The sequence below is a fragment of the Marinicrinis lubricantis genome (assembly GCF_042658665.1).
Taxonomy (GTDB): Bacteria; Bacillota; Bacilli; order Paenibacillales; family KCTC-33676; genus Marinicrinis; species Marinicrinis lubricantis.
Genome location: NZ_JBHSQV010000122.1, coordinates 1 through 11,529 on the forward strand (window position 1 = coordinate 1; position 11,529 = coordinate 11,529).

Annotated in this window: 11 protein-coding genes; 9 read left to right on the forward strand and 2 right to left on the reverse strand. The window is 44.8% G+C overall.

Annotated features, from left to right (window positions below):
• The first annotated feature begins 136 nt into the window (after nt 1-136).
• The 6 genes from ACFPXP_RS09285 to ACFPXP_RS09310 all read left to right on the forward strand — a co-directional run bounded on the left by ACFPXP_RS09285 (nt 137) and on the right by ACFPXP_RS09310 (nt 4,600).
• On the forward strand, nt 137-1,246 hold the full coding sequence (locus tag ACFPXP_RS09285) for a glycoside hydrolase family 88/105 protein (protein ID WP_379893931.1): 1,110 nt from the start codon (nt 137-139) through the stop codon (nt 1,244-1,246).
• A gap of 104 nt (nt 1,247-1,350) precedes the next feature.
• Nucleotides 1,351-2,046, forward strand: coding sequence for a transposase (locus ACFPXP_RS09290; RefSeq protein ID WP_379893932.1), 696 nt, complete (start codon nt 1,351-1,353; stop codon nt 2,044-2,046).
• A 173-nt stretch (nt 2,047-2,219) separates the two neighbouring features.
• Nucleotides 2,220-2,414 (forward strand): transposase, encoded by a 195-nt coding sequence (locus tag ACFPXP_RS09295; protein WP_379893939.1) that lies wholly within the window; start codon nt 2,220-2,222, stop codon nt 2,412-2,414.
• On the forward strand, nt 2,336-2,926 hold the full coding sequence (locus tag ACFPXP_RS09300; RefSeq protein WP_379893940.1) for an IS3 family transposase: 591 nt from the start codon (nt 2,336-2,338) through the stop codon (nt 2,924-2,926). Before ACFPXP_RS09295 ends, ACFPXP_RS09300 begins: the two co-directional genes overlap by 79 nt.
• A gap of 148 nt (nt 2,927-3,074) precedes the next feature.
• Entirely contained in the window at nt 3,075-3,701 is a 627-nt protein-coding gene (locus ACFPXP_RS09305) for a hypothetical protein (protein WP_379893933.1), read from the forward strand.
• A 56-nt stretch (nt 3,702-3,757) separates the two neighbouring features.
• A complete protein-coding gene (locus tag ACFPXP_RS09310; protein WP_379893934.1) occupies nt 3,758-4,600 on the forward strand; it encodes a hypothetical protein in 843 nt (280 codons plus the stop codon).
• Nucleotides 4,601-4,624: 24 nt separating this feature from the next.
• Here ACFPXP_RS09310 and ACFPXP_RS09315 read toward each other — a convergent pair whose 3' ends face one another.
• On the reverse strand, nt 4,625-6,868 hold the full coding sequence (locus ACFPXP_RS09315) for a type IA DNA topoisomerase (RefSeq protein WP_379893935.1): 2,244 nt from the start codon (nt 6,866-6,868) through the stop codon (nt 4,625-4,627).
• Between the two features lie 195 nt (nt 6,869-7,063).
• On the opposite strand from ACFPXP_RS09315, the gene ACFPXP_RS09320 reads away from it, so the two are divergent.
• From ACFPXP_RS09320 to ACFPXP_RS09330, 3 genes are all read left to right on the forward strand, one after another.
• Nucleotides 7,064-7,375 carry a DUF1806 family protein gene (locus tag ACFPXP_RS09320; protein ID WP_379893936.1) on the forward strand — a complete coding sequence of 104 codons (312 nt, stop codon included), beginning with the start codon at nt 7,064-7,066 and terminating at the stop codon, nt 7,373-7,375.
• A 20-nt stretch (nt 7,376-7,395) separates the two neighbouring features.
• Nucleotides 7,396-8,094, forward strand: a complete 699-nt coding sequence (locus ACFPXP_RS09325) for a PIG-L family deacetylase (protein ID WP_379893937.1) — start codon at nt 7,396-7,398, stop codon at nt 8,092-8,094.
• A gap of 235 nt (nt 8,095-8,329) precedes the next feature.
• The gene (locus tag ACFPXP_RS09330) at nt 8,330-9,622 is read left to right on the forward strand and encodes an ATP-binding protein (RefSeq protein ID WP_379893941.1); all 1,293 of its coding nucleotides are present in this window, start codon (nt 8,330-8,332) and stop codon (nt 9,620-9,622) included.
• Between the two features lie 78 nt (nt 9,623-9,700).
• Here the strand turns inward: ACFPXP_RS09330 and ACFPXP_RS09335 are convergent, their stop codons facing one another.
• Nucleotides 9,701-11,059: an N-acetylmuramoyl-L-alanine amidase gene (locus ACFPXP_RS09335; protein WP_379893938.1), complete on the reverse strand. Its 1,359-nt coding sequence runs from the start codon at nt 11,057-11,059 to the stop codon at nt 9,701-9,703.
• Nucleotides 11,060-11,529 lie beyond the last annotated feature (470 nt).

Here is an 11,529-nt window from a genome sequence, read left to right on the forward strand (position 1 = left end):
CCGAAAAGTCCAGTCCCAATATTCATTTTTCAAAGAACAACAAGCTGGAAATTTTAAAGGCTCGCTCCAGTCCCCTAAGGGACTGGAAATCATTTAGAAGTTGGCTACAAAACATATGATACGAGGGTGTGGCAGGATGCAAAACTTGTGGTCGAAAAAAATGAGTGAATCGTTTATGAAGCAGTATCCAATCGTAGCGGATATGCCTTTTCAGCGAAGACGTTGCTGGAATTATGAAAATGGATGTATTCTTACCGCATTTGAGCGGATGTGGGTAGAGACAGGGGAATCCCGCTATTTGGAGTATATACAGCGGAATATGGACTTATTTGTACAGCCAGATGGTTCCATCGAGACTTACCGTTTGGAGGATTACAATATTGATCAAATCAATCAAGGAAAAGCCTTATTCGTGCTGTATGAACAAATCGGGGATGAACGGTACCGTTTAGCGATTGAGACGTTAATGACGCAACTGAAAGGTCATCCTCGGACAAGCGAAGGAGGGCTTTGGCATAAGAAAATATATCCGTACCAAATGTGGCTGGACGGGGTTTACATGTCTTCGCCGTTCATCACCAAGTATGCACGGACATTTCACGCGCCGGAATGGTTTGATGATGCGGCACATGAAATTGTACTGATGGAGAAGGCGGCTCGCGATCCTCGAACCGGACTTCTCTATCATGGCTGGGATGAAAGCAGAGAGCAGCGATGGGCCGATCCAAGCAGCGGCTGTTCACCTCATATTTGGGGCAGAGCGATGGGATGGTATATGATGGCGGTCGTTGACGTTCTTGACGACTTACCTCGGAAACATCCGAAACGAGGGTTGATCATAGGTCTGTTCTATCGACTGGCGGAGGCTGTGATTCGTGTGCAGGATGAGGCAACGGGCATGTGGTACCAGGTCATGGATCAAGTATCGCGTGAAGGCAATTATGTAGAAGCATCGGGTTCTGCCATGCTTGTATATGCATTGGCGAAGGGGGCACGACTTGGTTATTTGGGGAAGGAAAGCTTCAAGGCTGCTCAAAAAGGCTTTAATGGGTTGCTTGAATACAGCGTCGAGCAGGATGATGACGGTTCCTACCATCTGAATCATATTTGCAGTGTCGCGGGATTAGGAGGTAAGCCATATCGCGACGGCTCTTATGCGTATTATATTAGTGAACCGACACGCCGAGACGATCCCAAGGGGTATGCACCGTTTATACTGGCCTGCTTGGAATTGGAGCAAAATTGATTAAGCATAGATAGAAGGCTGCCATCACATAGGATGATATGCTCCCCTCAAAGTAGACACCTGAAATAACAAAATTCAGGACTACACTGAGGGGAGTTTTTTCTTTGGGAAGGAACGGAAAAAGAATCAGCTCTATCAAGAAAATTGAGGCTGTAGAGAAGTACAATCGCGGAGAAGGAAGCCAAGAAAGCATAGCGCGAAAATATGGAGTTACAAAAGCAAGCTTTCAACAATGGATAGTTAAGTATGAAACCATGGGAATGTCTGGGCTAGTAATCACAAATACAAACAACAGATATAATACAGAATTGAAAACTGCAGCGGTAGAGGCATATCTCCGTGGTGAAGGAAGTCAATTGGATGTATGTAAGAAGTTCAACATACTTAGTAAAACACAACTTCAGAACTGGGTAACATTGTATAATAATGGTCATAAAGATTTTCGGGCCACCAAAGGCCGGGAGAGAAGGATCAATATGACCGAAAAAGGACGTTCGACCACATTAAATGAACGAATTGAAATTGTAAGCTACTGCATAGCTAATGACAAAGATTATGCCTTAACAATTGAAGAATTCGGAGTTTCCTATCAACAGATTTATAGTTGGGTACGTAAATACGAGGAAAATGGTGTAGACGGACTCATTGACAGACGTGGAAAACGTAGATCCATAGAAGAAATGAGTGAAGTCGAGCGTTTGCAAGCAGAAAATAAAATGCTGAAAGCCGAAAACAAACGGAAAGAAATGGAGATTGCCGTATTAAAAAAAGTTCAGGAAATCGAAAGGAGGCGGTACTAAGCGGAGTCCGCCAGGAAAAGCTTTACCTAGCTGTAAAGGAGCTACATGAGCAAGAAGGATACCCTGTAACAAGTATTTCCAAGGTATTAGACCTAAACAGGTCATCCTATTACAAATGGCTACACCGCGAAAAGAGTGCCCATGAGTATGAAAACGAAGATCTGCTTCACAAACTGGGTTATCTCTACGCCGAATATAATGGGACATACGGATACAGGCGACTAACAGATGAATTAAACGCTAGGTACGAGACCAATTACAACTACAAACGAATTTATCGTCTTACCCAATTAGCAGATATAAAAGCCGCAGGAAACGTCCTCAATACCAACGTTCCACACCAGAAGTTACGGCTGAGAACATTCTAAATCGTGATTTCACAGCTGGAAAACTGAATGAGAAATGGTTAGCCGATGTCACGGAATTCAAGTATGGAAACAATGAGAAGCTCTATTTGAGTGGAATTCTAGACCTCAAGGATAATAGTATTATCTCCTTTGCAATAGGGAGAAGTAATCATAACCGACTCGTTTTCGACACCTTTGATTTAGCCGTTTCTAAATATCCAGATGCTCATCCAATATTCCATAGTGATAGGGGTTTTCAGTACACAAGTAAACAGTTTAAGACTAAATTGGACAAGGCTGGAATGACGCAAAGCATGTCGCGCGTTGGTCGTTGCATCGACAATGGCCTCATGGAAGGTTTCTGGGGAATTCTCAAGTGTGAAATGTACTACCTTGGCAATTTTAAGGATTACGATCACCTTGCAGCAGTTATTGAAAACTATATACACTTCTATAATTACAACCGAAGACAGAAGAAATTGAGTAAGTTGGCTCCAATGACTTATCGCCAGTTGCTTGAAGACGCTGCATAAAAAACTGGACCCCGTTTAACGGAGTCCAGTAAATACGATTTTGTTTTTTTCACTGTCTACTTGACAGGGAGCGGTTCAGGATCGGCGGTCTTTTTATTGCACAATATGGTACAATATGGAATTGAATGCATCGAAAGGAGGGGACGTCTTGGTCTCTCGAAGCTTATACAGGGGAGTTTCGCTCTTTCTTCTTATCGTACTTCTTGCAGGCTGCAATTCATCACCTAATCAGGAAATACAAGAAACCAAACAAAGAACTTCTCCTGCTGAAATTACCTTGACGCCTGTGGATTTGTTTCAAGGGGACGCGGCCAAATTCAGACCGTTTTTGGGTTCGATGACGGGATCATTCCAATTAAGCTACGAAGGAACGAAACCGAATGCTAGATTAGAAATGGAGGTCTGGGAAAACGGGCATCCATCGAGTATGGGGTTCATGGGCGATTTGTTCTCCAGTGAAGATGGCGAACCTAAAAAGGTGGAAGTCATTATCACCGCCGACTCGGTTTCAACGAGCAAAGAGAATAAGGATCTCATGATTAAAATGGGTGCCGGAAGCGGAGTGGCTGCATTCACAATTCCAAGGGATCCAAAGCTTACATCAGAAGGAATCTTGCAATATCATGAGCCTCACAGCTTTACAGCAGATGAGCCTTTTTATGTGTGGGGAATACAGGCAACGAGCAGCGGAATGATTCAAACAGCGGATTTTTCGCCGGAATCGTTGAAACAATTGGAATGGGGGCTGCTGTTTAAATTGAACTTTGAAGAGTGAATGCTGGGCATGTCATGTTCCTCTTTATATTTATTTGAAGGGTGGTGAACTAACAATTGAATTGGAAAGCAGCCACAGGGCTGGCAGCGGCATTATTGATTCTTGTCGGGGCATGGTTTTATGAACATCGCAGTGAAGCCCTCTATGATCGGATTATCCATCAGCAGGGATATGAAATTTCGTTAATCCAGGAGCAGGTTGCTGTAGAATTTTTTCTTCAGCCGGAATGGATCCCCGATGAAAGGGATGAAGAAACGATTTTACATCTCACCGTTGAAGAAATGCATGATACCAAGATTATATTGGAGAAGGTGAGAAGAGAGGGGAACCAGTTCTATATTGAACTCGATGCCAATCCGAGTCCGAATCGAATATCGGGACAATTGTTAACGACGTCATATGTAAATTCGGACGGATCCTACAGCACTTCCAATTTTAATGATCGTTGGATCATCATGGATCACGAAAAGAAGAAAATTGATTTTGACGGTTACGGGATGGGGGATGGACCTGGTAATTTGTCTTCTTTCTCATTCGACGATCGATATTTAGAACAAATCGATCAAGGAGCGTACATTCGTTTTTCGGGATACAACTTGTACGGATATCGGCTGCTGGAAAGCGGTGTGAAATTATATATCGATTATGCAATCTTTCTAGGAAGCCTCATCGCACTCATGCTGTTGTATAGAAAACGGACAGAACAAGAGAACGGGCTTGGACTGAAGCTCGTCGGTTACACACTGCTTGGAGGATTTACATTCGCGTTCAATGACTTCAAGCTGCCGCTCGGCTTCTTCATCTATTTGGTATTTTTTCAATATACGAGTTCCAACCGACGAATCAAGCACCTGGCTGCGCTTTTGGGCTTGGCACTATATGTATGGAGGCTGTTTTGAATTGAAAAACAGGTGAAGCAGAGCTTATGAACCGAGCCCGACTTCACCTGTATTAGCATCGATTAAAACGATACGTGACTGAAAGGTTGAACCGTCTTTTTTCGTGAATTTTAATGAGTTCGTTTTTCCTTTTTCGATGAGGTTTTTCACCATAGCGTCTGACAGCGTTTTGCCAAGCTGCTTTTTCCAGATGACGAAGCTGCAGCCTGTTCGGTAATGACTGCATCCGTAGCCCTTGCGTCCCAAGAATATATCTCCCCCGCATCCTGGTCTTGGACATTTCGCTACGAAGCTTGGAGACAGACTCGTCTTCGCAGGGGCGGAAGAAGCTTCGGTGCTTGACGCTTGTCTTGTTTTGATAGATGCGCTTCTTTTTGGAGTGGGGCGTTTGCTTCTTTTACCGGATCCGGATGACTCCGTATCTCCAAACGCTGAGCGGTCAGCCCTCGCTTGCGTCTTCACTTTGCCTACGATGAAGGAAGCGAATTCTTTAACTTTGGTCATGAAGACCTGGTCTGAAGCTGTTCCTTTAGAAATTTCATTCAAGCGGCGTTCCCACTGGCCTGTCATCTCCGGTGAAGTCAACAGCTCAATGCCGGCGCCTCGAATGACTTCGATGGCGGTACGACCTTTTTGTGAAATTTGGATTTTCTTCCCCTTCATTTCGATATATCCGACTTTTTTGAGCCGTTCTATCGTTGCCGCCCTCGTCGCAGGGGTACCGAGTCCCGAATCCTTCATTGCCTCGCGTAATTGCTCGTCCTCGACCTGCTTGCCCGCACTTTCCATGGCTTTGAGAAGAGTTCCCTCTGTATATTGCTTAGGCGGCTGGGTTTGTTTCTCCTTCACTTCCACTCGAACGCATGCAGCCGACAGCTGCGAATCAAGCTGAAAAGGGGTATTCGTTACTTCTTCCTCAGAGGAATCTTCTTCTTTGCCTTTTTTAGATTTTGATTTCGCATTCGTTTGATCGGCATAGATCGTTTTCCAACCGAGCTGCAGCTGTTCTTTCACCGTTGTTTTAAAGGTTTCCTGAGCGACTTCCGTTAACACCGTATGCACTTTATACTCGGCCGGAGGGTAAAACTGTGCCAGAAAGCGCCTGACGATTAAGTCATATATTTTTTGCTCATCTGCAGACAAGTTTCCTGCTCTTTTGGCCGTAGGGAGAATAGCATGGTGGTCTTCCACCTTGGCCGGATTGCAGATATGGGCATTTTTCGGATGCACCCGTCGTTTGGAAGCGCCTTGAACGAATGCGTCATAAGCGGTGCCTCTCAAAGCATCCAATGCACGATGCATTTCCGGAATATTCTGCTCTGTCACATAGTTCGAATTTGTCCGCGGATAGGAGATCACCTTATGCTTTTCATACAGCGCTTGAGCGACGTCCAGCGTTTTTTTGGCAGAAAAGCCGCATTTCGCATTCGCTTCGCGCTGCAGCAGCGTCAGATCGAACAGCTTAAAAGGGTACTCTTTGGTTTCTTTCATTTCGTAGCTTTGGATGCGAGCCGGCTGGTTCGCGGTTTTGGCCACGATGGCTTCGGCTTTGTCTCGATCCATCAGCTGATCTCCCTGCCACAGTCCTTTATATGCCGTCTGCTGCTGCTCAAAATGGCCATACACTTCAAAATAATGCTGGGAAGAAAATTGTTCGATTTCTTTTTGCCGGTCATAAATGAGCGCCAGTACAGGCGTTTGCACTCGTCCGACCGACAGCAGTACGTTATGCTTCGTGGTGAATGCGCGGGATCCGTTCATGCCGATAATCCAATCCGCCTCACTTCGTGCTTTGGCCGCCTTGGTCAAGTTATCGTAATGCGATCCGTCCTTTAAATTGGCAAAACCGCTGCGGATGGTCTCGGGGGTTAAATCAGATATCCAAAGCCGCTGCACGGGATGGGACAGCTTGAGATGGCGTTGGATAAGATAAAAGATGTATTGTCCTTCGCGTCCCGCATCGCATGCATTAATGAGACGATCACATTGCTTGGCCAGCTGTGCGATGACCTTTAATTGGTCTTTCGTTTTATAATTTGGAATGAGCTTGAACGTTTCCGGAATGATCGGCAGATGCTCGATGCTCCACTTTTTGTATTTGGGGTCGTATTGGTCCGGCTCCGCCAATGTGACGAGATGGCCGATCGCCCAAGTAATCAGATATTTTTCGCCTTCCAAATGGGTTCTGCGGTTGACTGCTCTTGGTTCAATTGCAGCCGCAATATTGCGGCCCATGTCAGGTTTCTCGGCAATAATCAACGTTTTCATTCTATAACCTCTCAGATCGTATCAAGTCAAAATCCGTAGTTTCATCCTAATAAGAGAATCTTCCACATGCCATTATAGCACGGCTTTCAGGCAGCTCGCATAGGAATATTCATATGTTATCATGATCGTACGCTGGTTGTATTCAGGGAATACAGGGCGTATGATGAAAGAAATCGGAGAAAGGGAGGCGGCAGGATGCATACCATTCAAGGGTTTGAGCTTCAAGCTGCTTTGCGGTTATATGAAGGACAAAACACTTATTTACATATTGAAGCGATCCCGGGCTGCTTCGTGCGCAATGTTCAAGCGACCATTACAAAATGTCATGTTGCGGGGAGCAAGACATATCGAGTCGCACTGCAATTGTCAGATGGCGGATGGGTTCGGGTGGAAGGACTTACTCACTGGGTCACCGACGAACAGGGGCGGCTGATCATCGCCGGGCATGATGAGCTTGGACGTTTAACTAGCGGGCTGGAGCTCAGTCTGGAATCATTCCCTGCATAACAACCGAGGAGGGAGAAATCATGGAACAAAGGACGCGCCAAATGGCGGCACTGCTTGCCCATCCAGATGACGAATCGTTCATCTTTGGCGGCACGATCGCCCATTATGCCAAGCAAGGAGTCAAAGTACACATCGTTTCTGCGACGAAAGGAGAAATGGGAAGACGCATGGGCCATCCTCCCTTTATTACGCGGGAGACGATGCCGATGGTCAGGGAGAAGGAGCTGGAGGCGGCATGCAGCATGCTTGGTGCGGAACAGCCGATATTCCTCGGTCATCGAGATAAAACGGTCGAATTTGTTCCGCTAGGTACGTTGACTGACCAGCTTTTATGCATCCTCGAAAAACTGCAGCCCGAAGTGGTTCTCACATTCCATCCGGAATGGGGAGGTCATCCGGATCATTGCGCGATTGGCAAAGCGGCCATTCATGCGGTACGGCAGTTAGAAGCAAATCCCGCTTTCTACTTCATTTCGTTCGGCGAAAGTCTGAAACGTCCGCAGCGATATGGGCTAACATCGGAGCAGGTCGTCAAAATCGATGTCCGCGACAGTTTATTTGAAAAGCTTAACGCTTTTCGCGCACACCGCACACAGACAGAGATGGATGAATGGGTTTGGCAGGAAGATCAGTCGGCCATCCGTCATTTCAGTTCCCATGAATATTTCATCATTGCGGATGATCTGCCTAGGAAACAATGGAACGATTTATTTATTTAACCTATTATTCATATTCTGTTACCCCTGAGAACCAAAATGATCTCGGGGGTTTTTTATCGTTTTGGAACGTTTACATATTGTTTCCAGTCTTAGATGAACGTGTTACAATAAAATTGTCGATTTTAAGAAAACTTTGGCATAAATTTGAATACATCTTACATATGATGGTTATAAATGATCTATAAACAGTCATTTTGATTTGGAAAGCAGATAAGGGGCTGGCACTTTGTTCGGAGTGAACAATCTATTTTTAAATATCCTGCTGATTCATGTGGGAATCTATGTATTTTATGCATTCAACTTAAACCAAAAGAAGGGAAAACCATGGATTGTAGCCCTTCTTTGCGGATTCAGCGTGATCATTTGTATGACATTTCCATTCTCGATTTTTCCTGGCTATATTTACGATTTTAGAATCATACCGCTTGTACTTTCTTTTCTTTATGGCAGTATACCGGCTGGATGTACAGTGACGTTTATTTTGTTTATATATCGATATATGATAGGCGGTGATGGATTCATTTCCTCGCTCATCGTTTATTCGATCGTCGCTTTGCTAGCGATTTGGAGCATAAAGCACTTCGCCTCCATGTCTACATTGAAAAAATACATATTCGGCACCAGTTTTGCACTTGCTTCCTCTATCACTTCTTCGATCGTGAGTTTAGTCCAATTAGGGAATGCCGCTACTCCCGAAATGGTTGAGTTTTTTATATATTATTGCCTGTTGAATGGGCTCGCCATGTGGATGAGTATATATGTCATCGAGATGATGCGGGAGAATATTCGGATGAGAGCTGAGCTTCAAAGGACGGAAAAGCTTCAGGTCATGGGCGAGCTTGCTGCGAGTATTGCACATGAGATTCGCAATCCGATGACGGTGGCCAAAGGATTCGCCCAATTGCTGCAGCAAAGATCGAAAGACGATACCACACTTCGTTATACCGGAATGGTGATGGAAGAGCTTGATCGGGCGGAGACGATCTTGTCGGATTATTTATCGTACGCAAAGCCGAAAATGGAATGTGTTCAAATTATTGATATCAAGCAGCAGCTGAATCATGTCATCAATATGATGGGTCCTTACGCGGAAGCGGAAGGAACAACCATCCAATGCCATATGGAGGATGGACTGTACATTGTCGGCGATGAGAGAAAACTGTGTCAGGTACTTGTCAATATGATCAAAAATGCAACCGAAGCGACGGATGGGAACGGCAGAATTATAATCAACAGCTACCCATTTGAAGGTAATGCAGTGATTGATATTATAGATAACGGTATCGGCATGAGTATAGATCAAATTCAGCGGCTCGGACACCCATTTGTTTCGAACAAGGAAAAAGGCACGGGTTTGGGGATGATGGTTTGTTTTCGGATCATTCAGGCGTTTCAAGGGAAAATTGAAGTGAAGAGCGAGGAAGGGAGAGGCACGGCTTTTTCGATTAAAATTCCGTTAGCCCCTGAGAATGCAGGGAGCGATCGTTCGATACAAGCAGACAGGACGATAGTTAAACAATCATCTTAAAATAGTTAAAGATCCGCGGGGTCGGAAACATATCCCGATTCGCGGATCTTTTTTTGTTTTAGAAGCATTTTCCGTATTTTAAGATCCTGTTACATATTGTTTGATTCCATTCGCTATACCTTCGGCAACTCGGTTCTGAAATTCATCTGTCATCATGATTGCTTCTTCCGTTTTGTTTGAAAGAAACCCGATTTCCAGTAGAACTGCAGACACTTTAGAGTTGCGTAGAACACTTAAGTTTCCGAATTTAACCTTCCGGTCCTTAAACTCTGTAGCGGCCAAAAGGTGCTTATGCATCAATTGAGCAAACGAAAGGCTTGACTTGTCATAATAATACGTTTCCGTTCCAGAGGCGGTAGGAGCATCAGGTGCAGAATTGGCATGAATCGACACGAACGCATCGGCGTTTAAATCATTCGCAATGCCCGCCCGTTGGGCTAACGGGAGGAATGTATCGTCATGACGTGTCATGACCACCTCGATGTTCGATTCCTGTTGAAGCAATTGTTGTACTTTTAACGCGACTTTAAGGTTGAAATCTTTTTCCTTTTGCCCAGTTACACTTATGGCGCCTGGGTCATCATCACCGTGGCCAGCGTCGAGCACAACAAGCTTCTTGCCATTCTTCGTCGGCTGTGAATCGCCCAACTCTAAGATCATTCCCTCTGTTCCGTTATCCATGCCGTACACTTGATATGTAACGGATTGGTTCAAATCCATCACAATCCGAATGGTGGAAGGATCGTTCTGAAACAAGGAATAACGGATTTTCGACGCAATCGGATGGCCTTCAACGTCGAGCTGTCCCGTTTGGTTTGCACCGAGAGGCTGTCCGTTCACCTCGCTGCCATCAAACTCGGCATGAGGAATATCCATGACGATACGGTTCGGATCAGACAAGGTAAATACGTTCGGATTGAGCGGTTTGTCAGACTGAACGGTCAGTCGATTGCCTTCGAAGCTGATGCCCTTCAAGTGAGCTAGGTCTTCAGTCACGGTCTCAGTAGGCGGTGTATTGAGGGATACAGAGTAAGAAGCTGCATTCCACATCACCGTTAAGCCCAGCTCTTCACTAATAAAGCGGAGCGGCACCATGGTCGTCTGTGATTTGGCGTAAGGCGGTGAAAGCATGGTTTTTGCAGCACCGTTTACGACCGCGGTTTCTTGTCCGAGCACCAATTCAACCATAGCGGCATCTTTGCTGATTTTTACCGTTTGTGATGACTGAATCCACTCTACATAAAAGCCGAGCTTTTCTACTACAAATCGGATGGGAAGCATAACGCTGTTGTTGACGATCTCCACTTGAACATTTTCGGGTAGTTCCAGCTTTTGATCATCCAAATACATCCCGATGGTTTTCTCAGCTGCTTGTCCAGCGTTGGACCATGTCAAAAACAAGACAACGAACAACAACAACATTCCAAATTTCTTCATTTTTCACCTCAAGCGTTAATAAAATGGCAGCTAGTGCTTTGAAAATTACAGCGTTAGGCATCACCCGACATAATATTAAACGCCTTGAAATGGTAAATGTTGCGTATAAAGTTCGATAACAGATGATTTTGTATCGATTGATAGAAATATAGTGATACATTTGACATAAAACGACATGAAACTATGGAAGGGAAAGAAAAAAATGGATTGACTAGGAATTAAGTCTCATATAAAATCGACACATACATATTCATTTCGACATTCCCAGAAGGAGGTTCCCATTCATCATTGGATTAGTGCAGGTTAAAGAAAGAAAAGGATAGGTTTTAAGAACTCAACTTTTGCAGCTTGGAATAGGCAGATAAGCCTTGATGTAATTGGGTAAAGCAGAGATCCATTGCTGTAATTGACACTGAATCAGAGTGGAAAGCTTTTTCCCTGCTTTTGAAGCGACTTCGTGGATCAGATCA